24 protein-coding genes and 1 riboswitch are annotated in these 22,824 nt (G+C 45.5%); of the genes, 6 read left to right on the plus strand and 18 right to left on the minus strand.

Going from position 1 to position 22,824, the window contains the following annotated elements; all coding sequences use genetic code 11:
• Positions 1-3: 3 nt before the first annotated feature.
• Together L2740_RS06850 and moaA (L2740_RS06855) are read left to right on the plus strand one after the other, a co-directional pair.
• Positions 4-1,803, plus strand: a complete 1,800-nt coding sequence (locus L2740_RS06850) for a bifunctional molybdopterin-guanine dinucleotide biosynthesis adaptor protein MobB/molybdopterin molybdotransferase MoeA (RefSeq protein WP_248949345.1) — start codon at positions 4-6, stop codon at positions 1,801-1,803.
• Between the two features lie 20 nt (positions 1,804-1,823).
• Positions 1,824-2,810 (plus strand): GTP 3',8-cyclase MoaA, encoded by a 987-nt coding sequence (gene moaA / locus L2740_RS06855; protein WP_248949346.1) that lies wholly within the window; start codon positions 1,824-1,826, stop codon positions 2,808-2,810.
• A 158-nt stretch (positions 2,811-2,968) separates the two neighbouring features.
• Here moaA (L2740_RS06855) and L2740_RS06860 read toward each other — a convergent pair whose 3' ends face one another.
• Both L2740_RS06860 and L2740_RS06865 read right to left on the minus strand, forming a co-directional pair.
• Complete coding sequence (locus L2740_RS06860) at positions 2,969-3,244, minus strand: hypothetical protein (protein ID WP_248949347.1); 276 nt, start codon at positions 3,242-3,244, stop codon at positions 2,969-2,971.
• Positions 3,245-3,666: 422 nt separating this feature from the next.
• Positions 3,667-4,089 carry a DUF2513 domain-containing protein gene (locus tag L2740_RS06865; protein WP_248949348.1) on the minus strand — a complete coding sequence of 141 codons (423 nt, stop codon included), beginning with the start codon at positions 4,087-4,089 and terminating at the stop codon, positions 3,667-3,669.
• Between the two features lie 910 nt (positions 4,090-4,999).
• On the opposite strand from L2740_RS06865, the gene L2740_RS06870 reads away from it, so the two are divergent.
• Together L2740_RS06870 and mutM are read left to right on the plus strand one after the other, a co-directional pair.
• Complete coding sequence (locus L2740_RS06870; RefSeq protein WP_248949349.1) at positions 5,000-5,452, plus strand: hypothetical protein; 453 nt, start codon at positions 5,000-5,002, stop codon at positions 5,450-5,452.
• A 102-nt stretch (positions 5,453-5,554) separates the two neighbouring features.
• Positions 5,555-6,370 carry a bifunctional DNA-formamidopyrimidine glycosylase/DNA-(apurinic or apyrimidinic site) lyase gene (gene mutM / locus L2740_RS06875; RefSeq protein WP_248949350.1) on the plus strand — a complete coding sequence of 272 codons (816 nt, stop codon included), beginning with the start codon at positions 5,555-5,557 and terminating at the stop codon, positions 6,368-6,370.
• Between the two features lie 37 nt (positions 6,371-6,407).
• On the opposite strand, the gene L2740_RS06880 is transcribed toward mutM, so the two are convergent.
• The 16 genes from L2740_RS06880 to moaA (L2740_RS06955) form a co-directional block, all read right to left on the minus strand.
• A complete protein-coding gene (locus L2740_RS06880; RefSeq protein WP_248949351.1) occupies positions 6,408-7,073 on the minus strand; it encodes a TVP38/TMEM64 family protein in 666 nt (221 codons plus the stop codon).
• 111 nt (positions 7,074-7,184) lie between these two features.
• Positions 7,185-8,684: a capsule assembly Wzi family protein gene (locus L2740_RS06885; protein WP_248949352.1), complete on the minus strand. Its 1,500-nt coding sequence runs from the start codon at positions 8,682-8,684 to the stop codon at positions 7,185-7,187.
• Positions 8,685-8,690: 6 nt separating this feature from the next.
• Positions 8,691-9,170 carry a pantetheine-phosphate adenylyltransferase gene (gene coaD / locus L2740_RS06890; protein ID WP_248949353.1) on the minus strand — a complete coding sequence of 160 codons (480 nt, stop codon included), beginning with the start codon at positions 9,168-9,170 and terminating at the stop codon, positions 8,691-8,693.
• Positions 9,171-9,376: 206 nt separating this feature from the next.
• Positions 9,377-10,057 carry a TIGR01621 family pseudouridine synthase gene (locus L2740_RS06895; RefSeq protein ID WP_248949354.1) on the minus strand — a complete coding sequence of 227 codons (681 nt, stop codon included), beginning with the start codon at positions 10,055-10,057 and terminating at the stop codon, positions 9,377-9,379.
• Positions 10,058-10,102: 45 nt separating this feature from the next.
• Positions 10,103-11,326, minus strand: coding sequence for a sensor histidine kinase (locus L2740_RS06900; protein ID WP_248949397.1), 1,224 nt, complete (start codon positions 11,324-11,326; stop codon positions 10,103-10,105).
• 82 nt (positions 11,327-11,408) lie between these two features.
• Positions 11,409-12,086 (minus strand): response regulator transcription factor, encoded by a 678-nt coding sequence (locus L2740_RS06905; protein ID WP_248949355.1) that lies wholly within the window; start codon positions 12,084-12,086, stop codon positions 11,409-11,411.
• A gap of 3 nt (positions 12,087-12,089) precedes the next feature.
• Positions 12,090-12,611: a PepSY domain-containing protein gene (locus tag L2740_RS06910; RefSeq protein ID WP_248949356.1), complete on the minus strand. Its 522-nt coding sequence runs from the start codon at positions 12,609-12,611 to the stop codon at positions 12,090-12,092.
• A gap of 43 nt (positions 12,612-12,654) precedes the next feature.
• Positions 12,655-13,005, minus strand: a complete 351-nt coding sequence (locus tag L2740_RS06915) for a NirD/YgiW/YdeI family stress tolerance protein (protein WP_248949357.1) — start codon at positions 13,003-13,005, stop codon at positions 12,655-12,657.
• A 168-nt stretch (positions 13,006-13,173) separates the two neighbouring features.
• A complete protein-coding gene (locus L2740_RS06920) occupies positions 13,174-14,277 on the minus strand; it encodes an ABC transporter ATP-binding protein (RefSeq protein WP_248949358.1) in 1,104 nt (367 codons plus the stop codon).
• A complete protein-coding gene (modB, locus tag L2740_RS06925) occupies positions 14,258-14,938 on the minus strand; it encodes a molybdate ABC transporter permease subunit (protein ID WP_248949359.1) in 681 nt (226 codons plus the stop codon). The genes L2740_RS06920 and modB overlap by 20 nt, the downstream gene beginning before the upstream one ends.
• Complete coding sequence (modA, locus tag L2740_RS06930; protein ID WP_420833511.1) at positions 14,938-15,717, minus strand: molybdate ABC transporter substrate-binding protein; 780 nt, start codon at positions 15,715-15,717, stop codon at positions 14,938-14,940. The genes modB and modA overlap by 1 nt, the downstream gene beginning before the upstream one ends.
• Before the next feature lie 31 nt (positions 15,718-15,748).
• A complete protein-coding gene (moaE, locus tag L2740_RS06935; protein ID WP_248470358.1) occupies positions 15,749-16,201 on the minus strand; it encodes a molybdopterin synthase catalytic subunit MoaE in 453 nt (150 codons plus the stop codon).
• Between the two features lies 1 nt (position 16,202).
• Positions 16,203-16,454: a molybdopterin synthase sulfur carrier subunit gene (moaD, locus tag L2740_RS06940; RefSeq protein WP_248949360.1), complete on the minus strand. Its 252-nt coding sequence runs from the start codon at positions 16,452-16,454 to the stop codon at positions 16,203-16,205.
• Between the two features lie 8 nt (positions 16,455-16,462).
• Positions 16,463-16,939, minus strand: coding sequence for a cyclic pyranopterin monophosphate synthase MoaC (gene moaC, locus L2740_RS06945; RefSeq protein ID WP_041411171.1), 477 nt, complete (start codon positions 16,937-16,939; stop codon positions 16,463-16,465).
• A 62-nt stretch (positions 16,940-17,001) separates the two neighbouring features.
• A complete protein-coding gene (gene moaB, locus L2740_RS06950) occupies positions 17,002-17,526 on the minus strand; it encodes a molybdenum cofactor biosynthesis protein B (protein WP_248470356.1) in 525 nt (174 codons plus the stop codon).
• A 97-nt stretch (positions 17,527-17,623) separates the two neighbouring features.
• The gene (gene moaA, locus L2740_RS06955) at positions 17,624-18,604 is read right to left on the minus strand and encodes a GTP 3',8-cyclase MoaA (protein WP_248949361.1); all 981 of its coding nucleotides are present in this window, start codon (positions 18,602-18,604) and stop codon (positions 17,624-17,626) included.
• Positions 18,592-18,728: riboswitch (molybdenum cofactor riboswitch) on the minus strand. Its footprint overlaps the gene before it by 13 nt.
• 254 nt (positions 18,729-18,982) lie before the next feature.
• Here moaA (L2740_RS06955) and L2740_RS06960 point away from each other — a divergent pair.
• Complete coding sequence (locus tag L2740_RS06960; protein WP_248949362.1) at positions 18,983-20,632, plus strand: electron transfer flavoprotein-ubiquinone oxidoreductase; 1,650 nt, start codon at positions 18,983-18,985, stop codon at positions 20,630-20,632.
• Between the two features lie 255 nt (positions 20,633-20,887).
• Positions 20,888-22,804: a methyl-accepting chemotaxis protein gene (locus L2740_RS06965; protein WP_248949363.1), complete on the plus strand. Its 1,917-nt coding sequence runs from the start codon at positions 20,888-20,890 to the stop codon at positions 22,802-22,804.
• Positions 22,805-22,824: the final 20 nt, after the last annotated feature.

The following is a 22,824-nucleotide window of genomic DNA, read 5'->3' on the forward strand; positions in this document are numbered from 1 at the left end:
TAAATGAGCATACCTTTTACTAATCCGTTACCTATTCCTGTTCTCGGATTCTGCGCCTACAGCGGCACAGGCAAGACCACATTATTAAAGCAATTAATCCCTGAGCTTAATCGCCGCGGTGTGCGACTCGCAGTCATCAAGCATGCTCATCATAATTTCGACGTCGATATTCCCGGCAAAGACAGCTATGAAATGCGCAAAGCTGGCGCCAAACAGATGCTAGTAGCCTCACATGTTCGCTGGGCATTAATGACCGAAGACGCCAAAGACGGCGACCCAGAATTACCGCATTTGCTCAAACAGATTGAAGCCGACAAGGTTGATATCGTTCTCGTTGAAGGCTTTAAAAAGCTCGAACTACCAAAGATTGAACTGCACCGCGCCGCTCATGGCAAACCTTTCATCCACACTCACGATGACAACATTCAAGCCATAGCCTGCTGTGATGACACAGAATTACCGAGCGAACTGCGCCGTTTAGACATTAACAACATTGAGCAAATTGCTGATTACGTGGGCGAGTACATTGCCACATGGCAGCCTTGCCCTGTTGATCTACCAATGGCGCCGACTTGTGGCTGTGAATTAGATACCAGTACAACGCTGTCTGTACGCCAAGGTATTGATAAGATTTTATCTTACGTTAAACCAGTTACAGCTACCGAAGTGGTTGATCTGGACGAATTAGAAAACCGCGTATTAGCCAGCGATGCAATTTCACCTGTAGATGTGCCGCAGCACACCAATTCAGCGATGGACGGTTACGCATTTAAGCTAAGCGACAGCGCCGATGCATCATACAAGATGGTTGGTGAAGTCATGGCAGGCCACGCTTACAACGGCACCCTGCAAGCCGGTGAAGCTGTACGCATTATGACTGGCGCACCAGTGCCAGCAGGCGCAGATACCATTCAACTACGCGAGCTTGCCAACGAGCAAGACGGCGCAGTGCGCTTTGAAGGTGAGCTAAGCCTTGGTCAGCATATCCGCTTAGCCGGTGAAGACATTGCCCAAGGCGCAACCGCACTTGCAGCACATTCACGCTTACACGCTGCCGAGCAAGGTTTATTAGCCTCACTTGGTTTTGGCGAGCTACCAGTATTTAAGCGCCCTAAAATTGCCGTGTTTTCAACTGGCGATGAAGTTTGCCAACCAGGCGAGCCACTAAAAGCCAACTGCATTTTTGACTCAAACCGCTACACCATTAAATCAATGGCAAAAAAGCTAGGTTGTGAAGTCATCGACTTAGGCATTATTCAAGACTCAGAAGCGGCACTAGCACAAGCGTTAAAAGATGGCGCAGCACAGGCTGACATCGTCATCAGTTCGGGCGGCGTATCAGTTGGCGACGCCGACTACATCAAAACCGTGCTTGAGCAAGTGGGCCAAATTAACTTCTGGCGTATCAACATGCGTCCGGGTCGCCCACTAGCCTTTGGTCAAATCGACGATAGCTTATTCTTCGGTTTACCGGGTAACCCAGTAGCAGTGATGGTGTCGTTCCTGCAGTTTGTTCAGCCAGCCATTCGTAAGCTTGCCGGCGAGCAAAACTGGAGCCACACCATGGTGCCAGCGATTACCGACAAACCACTACGTAGCCGCACAGGCCGCACAGAGTTTACTCGCGGCGTGTACCACCTAGCGGCAGACGGCAAGTTACATGTAACTACAACAGGTGCTCAGGGCTCAGGGATGCTTAGCTCAATGGTAAAAGGAAACTGTCTCATCGTGATAAGCGAAAAAGATGATCAGTTAAATCCAGGTGACACAGTTTATATTCAACCTTTTGCCGACCTTCTATAGAGGTCATGTAGGTAGCTAGTATGAGTTTGATCGTTGACACTTTTGGTCGCACGGTAGAGTACCTGCGCCTTTCAGTCACTGACCGCTGCGATTTTCGCTGCGTGTATTGCATGACAGAAGACCCATGCTTTTTAGGCAAAGACCATGTGCTTAGCCTTGAAGAGTTAGCTTGGGTCGCACAAGCCTTTACCGAGTTAGGCGTAAAGAAAATCCGCCTAACCGGTGGCGAACCCTTAGTGCGCACCGACTGTGATCAATTGGTCAAACTACTAGGTAAGCTGCCGGGTCTTGAAGAGTTGTCGATGACCACCAACGGATCGCGTTTAACCCGTTTTGCTGCAGAGATGCACGACTCAGGCTTAAACCGCCTTAACATTAGTCTCGACACCCTAAAACCAGACCTGTTCACCAGCTTAACCCGCAACGGTAAAGTCGACCGCGTCATCGCCGGCATCGACGCCGCCATTGCCGCAGGATTTAAGAAGATTAAGATCAACGCGGTAATTCTGCGTGGGCAAAACGACGATGAAGTATTAGATCTCATCGAATTTTGCCGCGACCGCGACCTAGACATCGCCTTTATCGAAGAGATGCCATTAGGCGTGATTGATGAGCGCAAACGCAGCCGTCATTGCAGCAGCAAAGAGATCCAAGACATTATCAGTGAGCGTTACCCACTAACCGTATCAGATAGACGCACAGGCGGCCCAGCGCGTTACTTCACCATGCCGGGCAGCGATATTCACGTTGGCTTTATCTCGCCCCACAGCAACAACTTCTGCCACGAATGCAACCGCGTCCGTGTCACGGTAGAGGGCAGGTTGTTATTGTGTTTAGGCAATGAAAACTCAGTAGACTTGAAAGCGATAGTGCGTGAATTCCCCGGCAACATTGAAAAGCTCAAGACAGCGATTCTTGAAGGTATTCAACACAAGCCTAAAGAACATCATTTTGACCCAAATGGGGAAACACAGATCTTGCGGTTTATGAACGCAACGGGTGGTTAACTGTTGCTTGAACAGTTTCTTTTCGCTTGGCTTGTTGCGGTGGTTTCTGTTACCACAGTAGTTGACTGTTAGCTTGTGCTACATACACAAAACCCGACGTAACAGTCGGGTTTTATATAAATAGTTAATGAGTAGCTACATACTAAACTCGTTACAGTTTAATTTTTACTAGCTCTTTCCTTTTTTTGAGCGCCGTTATAAATGCACATTGCTGAGTTATAATCGTTATAAGCAATTGCATAATTAAAATCGCAAAAATAGGCCGGATGCTTAGTTGCCACTGCGTCACCTGCTTTACAAATATCCTGCATTCCCTCAACTAACGAATCATTGTTAGTACCAAGACATGCCATCCCTGAAGTCTTATCCCCACAACCAGATAAAACACTAAGAGTTGCAGCTAAAATCAGTACATTCTTAATTCTAAGTTTCATTTTGATTTCCTATCGTCTTAAAACAATGAGTTAAACTCGTTAACGGTGGCAAAATAATGCCCCATAAAAAGGCTGAAATCCATCAGATTTTCAAATATAAATTATGTACATCAATACATTATGTCAGGATATAAATTGGGTACTTAATTAGATATGTGTATTCAACACAACCCTATAGAGCACCATTTTAACCCAAATGGGGAAACGCAGATATTACGCTCTATGAATGCAACAGGCGGTTGAGTTAACTGGCGCTTGAACAGTTATTTGTCGCTTAGTTTGCTACGGTGGCTTCTGCAGCCACAGAGTTTGACTGTTAGCTTGTACTACATACATAAAACCCGACGCAAATGTCGGGTTTTGTTTTTACTCTTTAAGCAAATTTAGATATGACATAACGCTTAATATCATAGTGATATATTTTACTTCAATGAACTAGAGTCGATTAATTTTTGAAGCTGCACAGTTGCCAGTTTAGTTAGAGAACCCTGCGCAACTTTCCATACAGTTTCAATAGAGTTTTCTTTAAAATCTCCCTTTAAAGCATTCCAAATATCTTTTTGTTTTAAAGCTGATAAAAAGTCATAACCCTGCGATGTTAGCCTAACATGACAATCAAACCATGAAATAGCATCTGCATCATCCAAATCAGGTTCAAATGGTGAGCTACCGGTTCTAGTCAAATATTGAATGAAATTCTGATCTAAGAGTAATCCCATGTGAAAAGCAAATTCACTATTTATTGGAAAGTCATCACTTTCGAGCTGCGTGATAAGAGGGAAAGGCTTATCTATCACTTCAAATTGTTCAAGCAATTTTCTTAAATACTCAAAATTTACTTTCATACTCATCCATACCTAAAAAATATATCACAATCTAGTAAATTGCAGTTTGGATACGTTTACTATTCATACTGCTCTAGCTCTAGCTATATCAATTAATATTGATTAGCCCATCCCACCGAATATAAACCATTGTTTTAAATATTTATATTAAATGACCCATGAAATTTCATTCAAATTAAAGTGTATTAAAAAAAGCAATGAAAGCAGCTTAGCTATCAAAATTGATACCTCTCATACACTAGCTTCTCGCTGCTAACATCTTGTGCAACTAATTGCCTGCGGCAGGCGTATGTGCAGATACTTCTGAGGCTCGCTTGTCGTCATCCTTGACCGCTCAACGAAAACATCCATGTTTTCGACGGCCTCAGCCGCATCTACACTGGGTTTGAAAAGCACAACCTTTCAACTTCTGCGTTAGACCTATTAAAAGAAAAAGACAAAACAAAGACACAGCAAGACCAACAACGACTCAAAGGTTACAGAAAACACCAATTTCCCCATCGAAGTTGCCGAAATACGGAAATGAAAATGCTGTGGAACCATCATGGATGATGGTTCAGGCTCAGCGGGACATGGATGTCCCATCTGAGCCGTTAGGCGATTTTTATTGGAGTATGAGGATCAACAACTTCGTCGGGGGCGGCAGGGGTGATCCAAGAGGGGATTGCTGTTGATCCCCTCTTGGCCGGGTGTGGGATGGAATCCCACGACTTTAATTGTTAGACGAAGTCTAACTTAAAGGTCAAGCGCAGCTTGATTGCCTAAAGTCAGGCGTAGCCTGATTAGAACTAATTGTTAGACAACGTCTAACCCACCACCCCAAGCGGTAGCTTGAAACCAACCATTTGTGGTTAAACCAACTTGAAGATACACTTATAAAACAACCATCCACATAACAATTACCCAAACAATGGCACTCTCCCGCAAAAAGTGGAACAGCATCATAATCATGGCATCAGTACTGATGATCTCCGTGTTGACTGTAATTGAAAAAAACAGTCAACAAATACCACTGCAAACCCAAGCTCTATTTGATAAAGCCGCGCCATTATCACAACTGCAATACGGCGAGTTCTGGTTACAGAAACGCCAATCCGGTTGGCGTTGCAGCAGCGAAGTGCTCAACTGCTTAGAATGGGCTAACGCTTGGCAACAAGTGCATATTTCAGCACTCACTGAAAAACCTGAAACCGCCGAAGAAGCAATTGAACTGGTGATCCAAGTGGATGATCTCGATGATGCGCAGCTATGGGTGCTGTTTCAACAACAAGGCTTATTAAAATCCCCAGCAGGCAACTGGTATCAAGTGCCACCTAGCCTACGCGAAGCACTCAAGCCAATTATTCGAGCCCAAGTAAACTAATACCCAAATAAAAGCGTATTCGTTACTCTAGAACATCGCTGTTATGGGCAGCTGGTGCGACACATTATGCTAAACACGCAATAAGAAAAAGAGAGAGAATAAATGCCGGAACTCCCCGAAGTTGAAGTAACTCGCCAAGGTGTATCGCCTTTCCTTATTGATAACCAAGTCACCGACTTAATTGTGCGTAACCCGTCACTGCGCTGGCCGGTACCCGATATCGCCAAGCAGATTGTTGGCCAAACCATACGCAATGTACGTCGCCGTGCTAAGTACCTATTAATCGACACCGATGCTGGCACCACTATCGTGCATTTGGGCATGTCTGGCAGCTTACGGATTTTGCCGGCTTCCACCCCGGTTGAAAAACACGACCATATCGATTTAGTGCTCGCTAGCGGTAAAGCGCTGCGCTACAACGACCCAAGACGCTTTGGCGCTTGGCTATGGTGTGAACTGCCGGAACAAGCCCATCCATTATTAGCCAAATTAGGCCCTGAGCCGCTGACTGACGCGTTTAATGCCCCTTACCTATTAGAGAGCTTGGCCAATAAGAAAAAGGCCATCAAGCTATGCTTGATGGACAATCATATTGTGGTTGGCGTAGGCAATATTTACGCTAATGAAGCATTGTTTGCCGCTGGTATTCACCCACAAGCAGAAGCGGGTAAAGTCGATGCTGAGCGAATTGAGGTGTTAGTAGCTGAAGTGAAGCAGATCCTTGCTGGTGCAATCAAGCAAGGCGGCACCACCTTAAAAGATTTTACCAATGCAGATGGTAAGCCTGGTTATTTTGCGCAGAAGCTGCATGTATATGGTCGCGGCGGTGAAACTTGTACTCAATGTGGCCACCTGCTTAGTGAAATCAAACTTGGCCAGCGGGCAACGGTTTTCTGTAGTTTGTGCCAGCAAAAATAACTAGCCAGCACATATCAACAACACTGAGTAAGCGAGATTACTTTTCTTCAATGATCTCGCTGATCTGCTCTCTTAAGCGGGTTTTGTATAGGTAAAATGCGATGATTGAGGCGCAGACAAATAACCCGCCGCTAATCAGCAAACTAGTATTATCCGATAGCCCCAGCCCTGCTCCCGCAAAGCTAAACACCATCATTTGCGGAATAAAGCCAATACCACTGCCAATGAAAAAGCGCCAAGCACTAATATGAGTTGAACCCGCTGCCAGATTAGTCAAAAAGTTACTGCTTAGTGGCAAGATGCGGATCATAATCATCTTTAAAATCGTACGATGCACAATCAAGTTTTCTAGACTCGTGAGCTTAGATTGAAAGCGTTTTTTTAAGCTATCTCTAAACACAAATCGGGCAAAATAAAAGGTGATTACACAGCCTAGTAGTGCCGATAAGCTACCGATTAGCGCGCCTTTGATACCGCCGAGCGCAAAACCAAAGGCAAATGCCATAAACTGCCTTGGTCCACCAACACTGGTATACGCAGCGCCGACTAAAAACAGCACCAGCAAGCCTTTATTACCTTGTTCAGCTAAGTAATCTGCCAGCCAATTGGTATCAGTAAATGAGCTAAAGATACCCTGTTTGAACGCGTAGATAGCCAGCGACACCACGGTAATAATTAATAATATTTTGCCAAAACGCTGCATAGCCAATCCGCAATTATTGTTTAAATGCCTAAGCTGCTTGAGTCTTTATAGCAATCAGTAGCAGCAAAAAAGCCAACGTATTAACGTTGGCTTTTTTATAGTTAAAGCGAGTTAAAACTTATATTCGTACGTGCCAAATACCGTAGCATTGGTATCATTGTCTTGTACCTCAAACTCCGACTGAGATACGCTGCCACCAACGCTCATCATGCCGTACCAAATCGGCATCCGGTAGCTAAGCTCTAGCATCAACAAGTCCTCTTTTAGAGGTTGCGGTGCCCAGCCATGAGTAGGACTCTTACCATCTTTGTTCAACTGCGCATAACGCAGCAGTGAGGTAAAACCTTTGCTATTGGCGAACTGGCCAATTAAACCTAATACATACACATTAGCATCGCTGTCATAGGTGCTACCTAATGCACGACCATAGTAACGTGAACCGCTTCTATAAGTTGAGTGCTCGTAGAAGCAGTTGAACGCGTTTTCGTCTTCGCCACAAAATACCATGGTATCTGTATATTCGAGGAACAACTTATATTGCTGACCTTCTAAGTTGAAACGCGTGTCGGCACCAAATAACTTGCCGCAATCTGCGATATCCCAAGGTGCAGAGCCATTAGAATCTTCACAGGTTCTTTGGTAGTACACACCGAACGGTACATCGTACCAAGTGTCGCTAAAACGAATATCGTAACCAGCTATCTGATTACCGTAGTTAGTACAGCCCACTTCATCTGAATTGTCTGCACGGCAATCTTTTTGTCCAGTAATCGACTTGATTGCGCTATCCCAACTACATTCTTGGCCATCACCACAAAACTGCGTGGTCCAAGATACGCCCATTTCTAATTGTTCAAACGGACGAATTGAGCCGCGAAAGTTCCACAAAAGCGCATTGGGAGCATAACGCTCCTCTTCAAACATGCTTACCCCTGCGGTAAACGTCCACGGACCGAGCCAAGATAACCAAGGCGTTTCAAAGGCTGCAGCGTTATTACGGCTAAGCATTAATGATGGCATAGGTCGCGCGTTATTCGATTTATGCAGTGATGAGTCAAAGCTTGGCCCCCACCATTGCTCAATAGCGCCAAAAGTGAACATCCAATTACCTAGCGCCATTGCTAGATAAGAGTCATCAAAACGAAACTCTTCATCATCTTCAGGGTCGTAATTGGCCGATGCTGAAACTTTATAGGCAAAGCGCTCACCTAAGTATTCATACGATGCACTAGCTTCACCTTGTTCGCGGTAATCAGAACCAAAGTGTTGAAAACGTGCGGCATCACTACCAGCTGCGAGTTTGACGCTAACATTACCGCGATTATCGACCGCATTACGGTAGTAATAGTTCACACGTGAAAAGGCTTCAATCAAAGCTGGACTTAGCTGTGATGGCTCTGCTTTTGCTAAATCAGCGCCAATACCTGACCACATTAAAGGGTAAGTATTTACCGGTACCGTGATAACCCCAGCATCTGCTAACGCTTGGATATCCGCTCTTAGGTAAATATCAGAAGTATCAACCCAAGGCGCTGCAGTTGCTAGGCTTGAGCATGCTACTGAAAGGACAGATAAACACTTAAAAGTTTTGCTTTGAATACGCTTCAACATAGATAACTACTTAGCCTTAGTCGTTAATGCATTGGCCACTTCAATGTGGACAAACTGAGTCACATCGCCGCCATGCAGCGCAACCTCTTTCACTAAGGTTGAGGAGATAAATGAATTTTCTTCAGCTGGCGTTAGAAATACGCTTTCAAGATCTGGGCTTAATCGGCGGTTCATATTGGCGAGTTGGAACTCGTATTCGAAATCAGATACCGCGCGCAGCCCGCGCACTAACACACTGGCATTTTGCTGTTTTGCAAAGTCCACCAACAAACCACTAAAACCAACTACCTCGACATTATCAAGGTGAGCAGTAACGGTTTTGAGTAGTTCGACGCGCTTTTCTAAACTAAATCTTGGCTGCTTAGAAGGGTTAGCCGCAATACCAATAATCACCTGCTCAAATAAATTTGCCGCACGCTCAATGAGATCTGTATGACCATTGGTCACAGGATCGAATGTTCCAGGATATATTGCTCGCTTATGCACGGTATGATCTGCCCTTATGATTTAGTAATTAGCGATAACTAAACTCAGCGCCCTGTTACAGGGCTTTTTAAGGGCTATATCCTACTCGTTATAGGCAGATTTGTGAATGAAAAAGCAGATTTACAGTAGATATCGTCGCGAATATTAACTTCTGTATAGAGCTTGCAGAACATAGGTTAAACATTCTGTCTATCTGTGGTGAGTGGCTAACTTTTCTTAAGACTTGGCCAAGTTAGCGCATTGGGTTGGTGCCAAACGCCCAGTTGTGCAGCCACTTCAGGCAGTGCAAATACCTCACCTGAATTGGGTACCACTGTATAACTATAGCTTTGCTCTAAATAGTTAAAGTGCAAACTATAGGCGTGCAAATAACCTCTGTCAGCTGCTGCGCCGCCATACAAAGTATCGCCTAAAATCGGCGTGCCAATGCTAGCGAGAGCAACTCGCAATTGATGAGTCTTACCGCTGTGAGGCTTGAGTAAATATAAGCGTTCGCCTTTCCCAACCGAGTGCGAGAAGAACTGAGTTATCGCTGGGTTATCAGTAGTACGTAACAGCTTATGCATGCTACGGCGAGACTTGGCCATATCGCCAATCACCCAGCCTTGCTTCTTTTTAGGCTTGCCTTTAGCCAGCGCCAAATAATACTTCTGCACTAAGTGCGCTGCAAACATCCGCGTAAACTCGGCGGCGGCTTGGCTTGATTTAGCAAGAATAATTAACCCAGAGGTTAAAGTATCGAGTCTATGCACTGAATAAAGCTTAATGCCTAAGTCGGCTTCAGCCTGCGCCACCACACCAGCTGTGCCATCTTGGCTATGAAAGTGAACATCGGCGGCTTTATTTATCACGATAAAGTCGTGTTCATCGGCAATGACTTGGTACATTGAGATCCTAAATTAACGGGTTCGGCTTAACTGCTGATCTTGAGGCTAAAACGTGATGGTCACTCTTAGCCCGGGGTAACTACTGCTCAGGGCTATTTTAGCATTATGCCGCGACAGAATTGCTTTCACCATCGACAAACCTAAACCTGTGCCTTTATGGTGGCGGCTTGGATCGAGTCTAACCAAACGCTCGAACACTTTCTCCCGCGACGGCTCAGGGATCCCAGGGCCATTATCTTGAATTGAAATCACATTACGATTCTGCGAGATACGGATCTCTGCGCCCTCGCCTGAATATTTAATCGCATTATCGACTAAATTAAACAGTGCTTGGAATAACAGATACTTATCACCACTTACTTGGAACTCTTCACCCGTTGTAAGCGTTAATGATTGACCGTTAAATTCAGCCATCGCCTCAGCCATTTCAAACAGATCTTGGCTAATCGCCACCAGGCTAACATCTTGTAGCTCAAGGGTTTGCTGGCCCTCTTCAATACGAGTGAGCGACAACATCGCATCGAACGTCGCTAAGCAATGATCCAACTCTTCGGTAATAATCGCGCAGCTTTCGCTAAGCTCCTCTTTCGGCTTACTCGGCAATTGCTCTAGCCCTATGCGCAAATGCGATAGCGGCGTACGCAGGTCATGGGCAATATTGTCGGTAACACCGCGCACCGCTGCCAAATTTTGCTCAAGCGCATCCAGCACACCGTTAAACTGCTTGGCCAGCATATCAAACTCATCTTGGCGCCAACTGACTGGCAAACGAGTAGAGTATTGCCCTTGTTCGATTTTCTTACTTAAGCGGTTGTACTGTACTAGACGACGTAAAATCGCTTTAGAAAACAGATAACCCAGCGCCAGCGTTAACACCACGGTAAGCATTAATGCCGTAATCGCCGCATTGGTAAATTTATCGATTAAGGTACCGAGCTGATCGACTCGGGTTGCAATCAGCATTGGCCCGTAACGGGTCATCACCATGCCCCCGGTTAAGATATGTAGCTTTTCAGGCCCGCCAGTAAACACCGGAAACTCACGTTTTTCCGGTAGCATAGGCATATCTTTGGGGATCATGCTCAGTGAGCCGACTAAATCAAGGGAGTTACGCCAAACAATTAACGCCACCTTAGGGTCGGCACTTTTCACCTGAGTCGCAAAGCTGCGTCTATCAAGGGTCAGCGCCATCTGTTGGTAGCGGGTCATTTCAGCGTCTAGATGCAAGTCCAGCTGATACTCTTGTTCGTTGATCAGCTGGCGGTACATCCCCAGTAACAAGGTGCCAATAATGACAGTTACTAGGGCTGAGAAAATGATGGTAATGCGCCAGGCACTACTCTGATAGGGCTTAATGCCCTTGGCGTAACCGATATCCAGCACCTCGTACAGTTTCGATTAATTCACCATGGCCAAGCTCTTCAAACTTACGTCTAAGCTTAGCTATGTGTACGTCAATAACATTGGTACGAGGATCGAAATGGTAATCCCACACTGCTTCAAACAGCAATGTACGACTAATCACTTGGTTAACGTGTTCCATTAGGTACTTAAGCAACTGAAACTCTTTTGGTTGCAATAAGATCTCTTGTCCATCTAGCGTGACTTTACGAGTCAGCAGCTCAATGGTCAACGGCCCAACATTAAGATCGGTAATCGTTGGTTGTGACTCACCACGCTGCATTAGCTTTTCAGCGCGTACAAGCAGCTCAGAGAAAGCAAATGGCTTAGTCATGTAGTCATCGCCACCCGCGCGCAAGCCTTTAACTCGCTCGTCTACATGGCTTAGCGCCGATAAAATCAATACCGGCGTTTGGCTACCTGTTGCTCGTAGCGCAGCAAGTAATTTCAGCCCATCGAGCTGTGGCAACATACGGTCCAATATGATCAAGTCGTATTTCATACTGGTCGCAAGCAATAGCCCTTGATGGCCATCGGTTGCCGTTTCAATATTGTGCCCTTGCTCAACAAATCCTTTTACGACGTATTCGATGGTAGTCGTGTCATCTTCAACCATGAGTATTTTCATGTTTTAATCCCATTTGAGCAGTGGTAGTAATTGTTTGTTTTCGATATCAAAAGCCAGCTTACGCTTGCCATCAATATCAAGGATCTCTAGTTCTATATAGCTGATCCCTAAGTCGTTGTCGACTTCCGCTTTGACGATATAACCGTCGCTTTCTTGGCTAACTAAGGTCAACATATCTGACAGCGATAAACCATTTTGTTGCAGCATTAATACGCCAGCTAGTTCGTCATTGTCGTCTTTTTTAAGACGACCGACTTCACGTTCGATTAAGCTGCCATCTATCGCTCGATATTCATATTCGGTAATGGTTTTTGCTTGTGGATCGATCATTTTGAATTCATAGACTAATTCGCCATTTTCGATTTCCGCTTCAAATTCAGAGATCACGCCTTCGTGCGCAGATTCAAGCTGTAACATGGTTGTCGTTGGTAATGGATAGTTACCAGCTGAAATCATTGAATACAAGCCTTGTCCGGCAAACGAGCTACCAGAAACTAACAATAAACCAATTAGCCAGCGAGCCATGGCTCCTCCGAAAATAAAACGCTAAACCACTTTAAATAAAGGATTATTCAGAAATTAGACGTATGCTGTCAATTTCTATTTCAATCCCTTGCCACTCATCGTCTACTTCACCAACAAGTGTGACTTTTGAATCGCTTGAAACTTCAATATTGCGCCATAACGCATTGTCAATTTCAACTTCAACATCACCGCTGTCATCGCGGAAAAGATACTTTTCATCGCCCAAGCTTTGGACTAAATAACCAGTTAGCTCAACTGGGGTATCGTCTTGTGCTTTTGCCGCTTCTGCTGCAGTTTTCACATGACTTGCTGGGCCTGGACCATTATATGCAGCCATTGCAGGTAGCGTTAATACCGCAGACAACATAATTAAACCGCTTAATTTCTTAGACATAAAATAAAACTCCTCACTAATGTAGGAGTACATAGTATGACATTCTATGTAATATCTAGATGGAGCAAAGATTAAACTTTGATCATACGAAAGGGTAAGCGAATTAAGCTAACCTCATTCGCTTATTTATACTGCTCACTATAGAAGTTAGCTCAAGCTTCTGCGCTGCTAATCTAAAATATGGATCAATTCAGATTTCAGCGCCACTGTGGTCTCTGTTCCTACTGCTAATTCTAGCTGCTGCGCTAGATGCAGTGGCACTTCAGCATGGATCTTATGCTCAACCCCAACTACGCTGGCTAATACTCTTACGCTCTCACCCATCACCAACATCGAATCAATGGTGATATCGAGCTTGTTAAAGCTGCGGCACAATCTACCCTTTTTAATCGAATTAAAGCGCACCCCTTGGTTTGGAATAACCCAGCGCACTTTAGTGCCGATATCTAGACTGTCAAAATAGGTGCTGGCAATAAGGTGCTCACCAAACTTAAGCCAAGTGATCTGGCGCTCTTCTTCCTGCGCAATCACTTCAGCATCAAAAATATTACGTAGCCCCATCTGTTTAGCTACGGCTTCATCACGTGGACGCGTTAGCACTTCACGCGGACGTCCTTGCTGTAGCATCTTGCCTTGGCTAATTAAAATCATGCTATCAGCCAGCAATAAAGCCTCATTCAAGTCATGAGTCACCATAATAACCGGAATGGCTAACTGCTCTTTTAGTCTCGCAAGCTCGAGATATAAACGCTCACGGGTTTCTCTATCCACCGCAGAAAACGGTTCATCAAGCAGTAAGACTGAAGGCTCGCGAGCAAGCGCCCGCGCTAATGCCACTCGCTGTCGCTGTCCACCAGATAATTGCGCAGGCAGTCTATCTGGCAAGCCATGTAAATTAACCCGCTCAAGCCAATCTTTGGCGCGCGCTTCGCGCTCAGCTTTAGGAATATGATCTAGCGCGGCAACCACGTTTTCCAGCGCGGTTAGATTCGGGAATAGACCAAAATGCTGCGGCACATAACCTAAGTGACGTTGCTGTGGTGACAGCTGAACTTTATCGTCAGCGTTAAACCAAGGCTTGTCACCATAGCGGATCTCACCACTTTCAGGCTGAGATAAACCGGCAATCATCCTTAATAGGGTTGATTTACCACCGCCAGATGGGCCGACAACCGCTAAGACTTCACCGGCTTTACAAACAAATTCAGCATCAAGTTTAATCGGTTTGGCTTGCTGAATACGGCAATATAGATCAGCGACGGTTTGCGACATGCTGGCCTCCAACACGGCGAGACAAGCTAGTCGTCAAGGCAAGCACAGTAACTGCAAACAGTAATAACACCAGTGACATATTACCTGCACTAGCAAAGTCGAATGCCTGCACGCTATCATAAATAGAGATGGCGATGGTTTTAGTTTCTCCAGCGATATTACCCCCCATCATGAGGACCACACCAAACTCACCAAGTACATGGGAGAAACACAGCACCATAGCCGTCAGTACACCCGGCCACACCATAGGCAGCTCGATTTTAAATAGCACTTTTAAGCGACTCATGCCGCAACAAGCGGCTGCATCACGCACGTCTTCAGGCACAGCTTCAAAAGCGCGTTGGATAGGCTGAATAGCAAAAGGAATATTAACTAAGATTGACGCGACCACCAGCCCAGAGAAATGAAACACCAATTGGTGACCAAGCAGTTGCTCTAGCGTACGCCCAAGCCAAGACTCACTGCCCAAACCCACCAGCAAATAGTAACCAATAACGGTAGGTGGCAGCACTAATGGCACCATAACTAGGGCTTCAACCCACGACTTACCGGGAAAATGACGGTAAGCTAAAAAACGTCCGGCAATAATTGCCAAGGGGATCAAGATAAGCACTGTAACTGTGCTGAGTTTTATTGATAGCAGTAAGGCTTGCCAATCCATTAATTAGTCGCTCTCGCAAAGCCGTAATCGGCAAACACAGACTGAGCAGTGTCAGACTGCAAATAGCTATAAAACAGTTTAGCGGTTTCGCCCGCTTTTAAGGTCAATACCATACGCTGATCCAGCGGCGTATAATACTCTTGTGGGATCAGCACGTAATTCGCGCGCGCTTTGAAAGGCTTCGCAACCGCTAAAGATAACGCCACTAAACCACCTTGCGTGGCACCACTTACCGCAAACTGCGCCGCTTGCGAGACGTTTTCACCAAACACCAAATTCGGCTGAATATCTTGCCAAAGCCCTACTTTTTGCAGCACTTCTTTGGCGCGCTCACCGTACGGCGCATGATCTGGGTTAGCAATGGCAAAACGCTTTAATTGCTGGGATTGCAGTAGTTGTTTAACTCCAGCTAAATCGCCATCTAAAGGTAAAGGTGACGACTTAGGTGCCGCTATGGCTAGCTGGCCAACTGCATAAATAACGCCGTCATCCGGGGTTTCTTTAGCTTGGCTTAATTGCTGGGTATAACGTTCGTCAGCAGACAGAAACAACTCAAATGGCGCACCGTTTCTAATTTGCGCCACAAAGTTGCCAGAAGAGCCGTAGGAGATCCGCACTTTACGCCCGGTCTCTTGGGTAAATTGCTTAGCAATATCATCAAGTGCAAACTTAATGCTCGATGCCGCAGCAATAGCTGGAACATCTTGCGCCGCGAACACACCTTTACTGAGAACCAGTAACGGCAACAACAGCGCTAACATCACTACCCTAAACTTCATTAAGCTCTTCTCCTAGCAATACAAGGCTAATTTAAGCTTTGTTATCCCACATCTTGGCTGCTTGCTCATCGGCGTCGCGGGCTTCAACCCAGTTTGCGCCCTTATCACCGGCTTCTAGTTTCCAAAACGGTGCTTTGGTCTTTAGAAAATCGATTAAGAACTCACAGGCAGCAAATGCTGCTTTTCGATGTGCGCTGGTAACACCAATAAATACAATCTGCTCGCCTAACGCCATGGCGCCAACACGGTGAATAATGGTGACGTTATTTAATGGCCAGCGCTCACGCGCCTCGGCTTCAATCTGATTCAGTACCGCTTCGGTCATGCCAGGGTAATGCTCTAGTGTCAGATCGGTAACCGCACTACCATCATTAAAGTCACGCACTTTACCCACAAAAGTCACGACTGCGCCGTCACTGTTATCTTGGCTAATTAGCTGATATTCATCAGGTACGCTGAAATCTGCAGTTTGTACACGGATCATCTTAACCTCCAGTTACTGGTGGGAAAAATGCCACTTCATCACCATCAACAATTGGGGTATCCCACTGGCTGATCGTTTGGTTTACCGCAACTAATAGCTTGTCAGATGTAAGCACTTTAGCCCATTTGTCATCAGTTGCCGCTAAGGTTGCACGTAAGCCTTCAGCTGTTTGGGTGTTTTCGCCTGCTTCAACTTTTACGCCTGCAGTGCCTAGAAGCTCTCTAACTTGTGCAAAAAATAATACGTTAATCATAATCTTCTCTATACCTTAAAGTGCCCAGACTTACCGCCACGTTTCTCAGTTAAGCGAACTTGAGAAATCACCATATCTTTTTGCACGGCTTTACACATATCGTAAATGGTCAATGCGGCTGTAGATGCCGCCGTTAACGCTTCCATTTCAACACCCGTTTTACCAGAAAGCTTACATAAACTGCGGATCCACACGCGGTTATGTTCAGGTTGTGCTTCAAGCTCAACTTCAACTTTGGTAAGCATTAACGGGTGACAAAGTGGGATTAAATCAGAAGTCTTTTTAGCTGCTTGAATACCTGCGATACGCGCGGTAGCAAATACATCACCTTTATGGTGGCTGCCGCTCATAATCATTTCTAGGGTTTCGCTCGCCATCTCAATGTAAGCTTCTGCACGCGCTTCACGCTCAGTTACAGACTTATCGGTCACATCTACCATGTGAGCATTGCCATCTGCATTAATATGGGTAAAAGCATTGGTCATTAGAGTTACGCCTTTTTCTAAAAATATGGTCAAAGTACCGCAATATAGAGCTCTTACGAGATCTATTCGGTGATTTTTTTCACGTGCATCACAAAGTTACAAGGGCGATGTGTTGCATCAAGTTGTTCTTTAATCAGCTTATTCCAACCGGTTTTACACGCGCCGGTTGAGCCTGGTAAGCAGAAAATTGCCGTTTTATTGGCAAAACCACCAAGTGCGCGAGACTGCACTGTTGAAGTGCCAAGCTCGGTATAAGTGATATGCCTAAACAGCTCACCAAAGCCTTCAATCTCACGATCAAATAACGGCTTAACCGCTTCAGGGGTGTTGTCTCTGTCGGTAAAACCTGTACCACCTGTGGTAATAATTACCTGCACATCATCGGATGCAATCCACTGAGAAAGCACTGAGCGAATTTGATACTTATCGTCTTTAATGATCTGTCGATCAGCAAGCGTATGCCCAGCCTCAAGTAATGCTGTGGCGAGGAAAGCACCTGAAGTATCAGAAGTAAAATCTCGGGTGTCAGATAAGGTTAAAACAGCAATATTAAGCGCCGTAAACTGGCTTTGAGTGCAGTGTCCCATTATGGTCTCTTATTTATCCGAATCATTGCTTACTGAGTGTTTGTGACAATTATACCCAGCTTCTGACGCAACTAAGTTGCGTCAGATCAGAATTTAATTAGCCGCCAATTGAGGCTAAGTGCTGTGTCACACCCGTAATGCCATCATGTAGGAAGTGGGTTTCTTTTTTCTGTGCTAACTGGCCGTGCAAGCGTTCTATTAATTCCGCTTGTTGATCAGTCGACTGCAGCAAATCACGCAGATCGACGCCATTTTCAGTGAATAAGCAAAGGTGTAACTTACCTTTGGCCGATACACGAAGACGGTTACAGCTGGCACAGAAATTTTTAGCGTATGGCATGATAAGGCCAATACGACCTTGATAGTCTTCATGGCTGAAGTTTTGCGCTGGGCCGTCATCCGGCGCTGGCGTATCAAATTGCCAACCCGCTTGCTCTAGCTGCAGCTTAATATCATTACCCGCTAAATGGTGAGCTTTGAAGTAGTCGTGGCCTAAACCGGTTTCCATTAATTCGATAAAGCGCAGATCTATCGGCGTGCTCTTAATCCAATGTAAAAAACGCGGTAGGTCTTTGTCGTTAAGACCTTTTAGCAGTACGGCATTGATTTTAACTCGCTCAAAGCCTGCCTCTAATGCCGCATCAACCCCACGCATGACTTCATCAAACTTATTCTCACCAGTGATCTGGTAGAACATCTTAGGATCTAAACTATCAACCGAGATATTGATGCGTCTTAGCCCTGCGTCATACCACTCTTGAGCATGCTTAGCTAAACGATAACCGTTAGTTGTCGTGGCAATGGTGTTGATTTTATCGTTGTCGTTAACGATGCGAATAATGTCGGTAAAGTCTTTACGCAGCGAGGGCTCACCGCCAGTAATGCGGATTTTTTGCGTGCCCACTTGCGAGAAAGCCGAAACCAAGTTCTCAATTTCATTGAGATCGAGAAACTTAGGCTTACCGTCTGGGCGGTAGCCATCAGGGAGGCAATACGTGCATTTAAAGTTACATACATCAGTCACTGACATACGTAAATAATGAAACCGTCGACCAAAATTGTCTTGTAGTTGGGACATGATCACCTTTCCAAGTAAGGGGAGGTGAGATCATTTCTTTTCCCACCCCGGTGGCGTTATTGCCACGGCTAAAAACCCGTATCTGTCTCGACGTAGGGTAAGAAGCTCGGAGAACCGTCAACCTTGATTATAGGCGTATTTCTGTGACAAACCATACCCTAGAGGCCACATTTGCCGTCAAAAAGCTGCACATATAAAGTTTTTGTGACAGTAATCACGCCACAAATCGATTAAAATATCTGCATCACAAGTGTGGAAACGCTGTGACCTTAAGCGATTTTCAGGTAAGGTGAAGCAAACATTAAAACACCCGTTTATAGTGTGGTTGATTCAATTTGCACTATTGTCAGCGGGGGAATAAGAAGGAAAGGTGATCTGATGGAACGCGAATCGATGGAATTCGATGTAGTAATCGTGGGTGCAGGCCCCTCTGGGTTAGCCGCTGCATGTCGTTTAATGCAAATATCTAAAGACAGTGGCCAAGAGCTAACTGTTTGCGTGGTAGAAAAAGGCTCCGAAGTGGGTGCGCACATTTTATCTGGCGCAGTGTTCGAGCCAAAAGTGCTTGATGAACTTTTTGATGATTGGCGTGATAAAGGCGCCCCGCTCAATACTGCGGTCACTCATGATGAAATCCATATGCTCAGCTCTGCAACTGACGCCAGAGCCATGCCTAATGCCCTTGTCCCTAAAACTATGCATAACCACGGCAACTACATTATCAGTGTCGGCAATTTATGCCGCTGGTTAGCTGAACGCGCCGAAGAGTTAGGTGTAGAGGTATTCCCCGGTTTCCCTGCAAGTGAATTGCTATTCAACGAAGATGGTAGTGTTAAAGGCATTCAAATTGGCGACATGGGCGTTGGCGAAGATGGCCAACCTAAAGACGGTTATGAGCCTGGCATGGAGCTACACGCTAAGTACACAGTATTTGGCGAAGGTTGCCGCGGTCATCTAGGCAAACAGCTTATCGAGAAGTTCCATCTTGATAATGGTAAAACCGCGCAACACTATGGTTTAGGTTTTAAAGAGATCTGGACGGTACCAAGCGAGCAACATGAACTGGGTAAAGTTGTACACACTGGTGGCTGGCCGTTAGTAGACGGTGCATCCGGCGGTGGTTTTATGTATCACCTTGAAGATAATCAAATCGCCGTGGGTTTAATTGTCGATCTTAACTACAAAAATCCACACCTTAGCCCGTTTGATGAGTTCCAACGTTTCAAAACTCACCCGGTTATTGCTAAAACTCTTACTGGTGGTGAACGTATTGCCTATGGCGCACGCGCAATCACTAAAGGCGGCCTAAACTCTTTACCTAAGCTGACTTTCCCTGGCGGTATGATTATTGGCTGTGATGCCGGCACCTTGAACTTTGCTAAAATCAAAGGCACTCATACTGCAATGAAGAGTGGCATTTTAGCCGCAGAAACTCTCGCGCAGGCTATGATGGCCGGTGTTGAGTCGGGTAAAGATCTTGATTGTCTACAAGATCGCTTTGATCAAAGTTGGCTGAAAGAGGAGCTTTACGCTTCACGTAACTTTGGCCCTGCGATGCATAAATTTGGTACTTACTTAGGTGGTGCGTTTAACTTTATCGACCAAAACTGGTTTGGCGGTAAGCTGCCTGTCACTTTACGCGATGATCAGCCTGATTATGCTCAGATGGCAGAAGCCAGTGCCTACAGTAAAATTGATTATCCAAAACCAGATGGCAAACTCAGCTTCGATAAGCTGTCGTCAGTTTACCTTTCAAATACTTATCATGAAGAAGATCAATTGTGTCATCTGCGCTTAAAAGACGCCCGTATTCCAATTGATGTCAACTTAGTTAAGTTTGATGAACCAGCACAGCGCTACTGCCCTGCTGGTGTTTATGAAGTCGTTGAAGAGGCTGGCGAGAAGAAGTTTGTTATCAATGGCCAAAACTGTATTCACTGTAAAACCTGCGACATTAAAGACCCAAGTCAAAATATTACTTGGGTGACCCCAGAAGGCGGCGGTGGCCCTAACTACCCAAATATGTAGTTAGCTATACAGTAATAATGTAAACGCACACCGAAAGGTGTGCGTTTTCAGTTGCGCCCAGCACAGAACATCGCCATAATCCGCAACCATAATAAAGCGTACAAATTTCAGACTGAAATTCAGATACCTACCTATATCCCCTACAAGCTACATCCTTATATATCATCTAGCAAAAAACCATTTTGCTGATGCTATATCGACTCTGCACTCCATTAATTCGGTCATCGTTTTGGCTGTATAGGCAATCTAATTTTTATGAAATTGAATATGCTCACCATCAAACAAAAAATTCTTCTCTGTGTCACCACCGCAGTATTGCTATCAACCGCTCTGGTAGGAATTCTTAGTCAACAAAGTGCTAAGCAAGTCGTTGAGCAGCGTATGCTTAGCTCTGAAATGCCAAATATGCTGGCGCAGATCCGCAATAAAATCGATCTGAATATTTCGACCTTGATGCATGCCGCTGAGCAGCTAGCCAGCAATCGAATGTTATTGCAGTGGCTTGAAGATGGTCGCCCTGCTAGCCATGAAGATCTGGTGGTTGATTTATTAGGTGACGTATCGCGCCAATACCAATTAGCTCAGGCGTCTTTTGCCGATAGAGACACTGGCGCTTATTACACTCAAGATGGATTTTTACGTCTGCTGTCGCCAACGCAAGACGCATGGTTTTTCGATTATAAAAACAGTGGCCAAGAGAAAATGCTCAACGTGTTCACCGAACAAAATGGTGACGTTAAGCTGTTTATCAATTATCAGCAGCCAAATGGCCGCGGGTTAGTTGGCCTAGCCAAATCTCTCGATGATATGGTGCAACTGTTGCGTTCGTTCAAAATCGAGCAATCAGGCTTTGTTTATTTAGTTGATAGCAAGGGACAGGTGCAATTGCACCAAGATCCGCAGCAAATGGGCCGCGCCAGCTTATCCAGTTTATACCGCGGCGTAGATACCTCAGGCTTAATGCAAACAAGCGATTTTAATTTGCTTAAAGCCGATGTCGACGGCCAAGCAATGCTGATTGCCAGTAGCTATATCCCGTCAATGGATTGGTACTTAGTTGCCCAAGTTCCTGAAAGTGAAATTTTCGCCTTATTAGAAGAATCTGCTTATAAAATCTTAATTTGGACCGCAGTCATTGCGACCATTTTTATTGCACTCGCTAGCCTAGTCGCTAGTTCAGTTAGCCGCCCTATTGCCCACGTTGCTGACATGCTGCAAAACATAGGTGAAGGCGAAGGCGATTTACGCCAGCGCTTGCCCGTTGAAGGCGATGATGAATTAGCCCAACTGGCTAAAGGTTTTAATAGCTTTATCAGCAAGATCCAAGCATCTGTTATTGAAGTCGGTGAAGCCAGTGCTCTACTAACTGCATCGGCAAATGATGTATTACATCAAGCACAGCGCACACTTGAAGATAGCCAATTGCAAAAAGACCAAACCATCATGGTTGTGGCAGCCATCAACGAAATGGGCGCTACTGTTAATGAGATTGCAAGTAACGCAGCTCAAGCCGCCGACACGGCAAGAGCCGCTGATACAGACTCAAGTAATGGACAAGTGGTAGTAACTCGCGCTCGCGAAACCATTAACCAGCTTTCTGACGATGTTGAGCAAGTCGGTGAAGTGGTTGAGTCATTGGCTATTCATACCAAATCTATTGAATCTATATTAGATGTGATCCGCGCAGTGTCAGAGCAAACCAATTTGCTAGCATTAAACGCAGCGATTGAAGCGGCTCGTGCTGGAGAAGCCGGACGTGGGTTTGCCGTTGTTGCCGATGAAGTGCGTAATCTTGCTTCTCGCACCGCCACCTCAACTAACGAAGTGCAGGTGATGATTGATAAGCTACAAGCTGAAGCGGCTCGCGCAGTAGAAGCTATGCAGCAAAGCCGCACGCGCTCGGTTGCCGGCGTTACTGCCGTTGATGAAGCTAGCTTGTCACTCACAGGTATTAGTGAGCGCATCGGTTCAATTAGCGATATGAATATTCAGGTTGCGGCGGCGACTGAAGAGCAATCAACCGTAGTTGAAGATATTAATCGTAACGTCAGCGACATTAATGATATTACCTTACGTACCGCTGATACTGCAGAAGATGCAGCCAAAGCCAGTCAAAGTCTGATCCAATTAGCCCACAGACTCGACTCACTGGTCGCCAGCTTTAAGGTTTAATCCTAATATCTAGCCTAGCG

The sequence above is a fragment of the Shewanella pneumatophori genome (assembly GCF_023283895.1).
GTDB classification, from domain to species: Bacteria; Pseudomonadota; Gammaproteobacteria; order Enterobacterales; family Shewanellaceae; genus Shewanella; species Shewanella pneumatophori.

Coding starts and splice junctions, on each gene's coding strand:
- L2740_RS06850 (WP_248949345.1), top strand. CDS start 4: ATGAGCATACCTTTTACTAATCCGTTACCTATTCCTGTTCTCGGATTC.
- moaA (WP_248949346.1), top strand. CDS start 1,824: ATGAGTTTGATCGTTGACACTTTTGGTCGCACGGTAGAGTACCTGCGC.
- L2740_RS06860 (WP_248949347.1), bottom strand. CDS start 3,244: ATGAAACTTAGAATTAAGAATGTACTGATTTTAGCTGCAACTCTTAGT.
- L2740_RS06865 (WP_248949348.1), bottom strand. CDS start 4,089: ATGAAAGTAAATTTTGAGTATTTAAGAAAATTGCTTGAACAATTTGAA.
- L2740_RS06870 (WP_248949349.1), top strand. CDS start 5,000: ATGGCACTCTCCCGCAAAAAGTGGAACAGCATCATAATCATGGCATCA.
- mutM (WP_248949350.1), top strand. CDS start 5,555: ATGCCGGAACTCCCCGAAGTTGAAGTAACTCGCCAAGGTGTATCGCCT.
- L2740_RS06880 (WP_248949351.1), bottom strand. CDS start 7,073: ATGCAGCGTTTTGGCAAAATATTATTAATTATTACCGTGGTGTCGCTG.
- L2740_RS06885 (WP_248949352.1), bottom strand. CDS start 8,684: ATGTTGAAGCGTATTCAAAGCAAAACTTTTAAGTGTTTATCTGTCCTT.
- L2740_RS06895 (WP_248949354.1), bottom strand. CDS start 10,057: ATGTACCAAGTCATTGCCGATGAACACGACTTTATCGTGATAAATAAA.
- L2740_RS06900 (WP_248949397.1), bottom strand. CDS start 11,326: ATGTACCGCCAGCTGATCAACGAACAAGAGTATCAGCTGGACTTGCAT.
- L2740_RS06905 (WP_248949355.1), bottom strand. CDS start 12,086: ATGAAAATACTCATGGTTGAAGATGACACGACTACCATCGAATACGTC.
- L2740_RS06910 (WP_248949356.1), bottom strand. CDS start 12,611: ATGGCTCGCTGGCTAATTGGTTTATTGTTAGTTTCTGGTAGCTCGTTT.
- L2740_RS06915 (WP_248949357.1), bottom strand. CDS start 13,005: ATGTCTAAGAAATTAAGCGGTTTAATTATGTTGTCTGCGGTATTAACG.
- L2740_RS06920 (WP_248949358.1), bottom strand. CDS start 14,277: ATGTCGCAAACCGTCGCTGATCTATATTGCCGTATTCAGCAAGCCAAA.
- modB (WP_248949359.1), bottom strand. CDS start 14,938: ATGGATTGGCAAGCCTTACTGCTATCAATAAAACTCAGCACAGTTACA.
- modA (WP_420833511.1), bottom strand. CDS start 15,717: ATGAAGTTTAGGGTAGTGATGTTAGCGCTGTTGTTGCCGTTACTGGTT.
- moaE (WP_248470358.1), bottom strand. CDS start 16,201: ATGATCCGTGTACAAACTGCAGATTTCAGCGTACCTGATGAATATCAG.
- moaD (WP_248949360.1), bottom strand. CDS start 16,454: ATGATTAACGTATTATTTTTTGCACAAGTTAGAGAGCTTCTAGGCACT.
- moaC (WP_041411171.1), bottom strand. CDS start 16,939: ATGACCAATGCTTTTACCCATATTAATGCAGATGGCAATGCTCACATG.
- moaB (WP_248470356.1), bottom strand. CDS start 17,526: ATGGGACACTGCACTCAAAGCCAGTTTACGGCGCTTAATATTGCTGTT.
- moaA (WP_248949361.1), bottom strand. CDS start 18,604: ATGTCCCAACTACAAGACAATTTTGGTCGACGGTTTCATTATTTACGT.
- L2740_RS06960 (WP_248949362.1), top strand. CDS start 18,983: ATGGAACGCGAATCGATGGAATTCGATGTAGTAATCGTGGGTGCAGGC.
- L2740_RS06965 (WP_248949363.1), top strand. CDS start 20,888: ATGAAATTGAATATGCTCACCATCAAACAAAAAATTCTTCTCTGTGTC.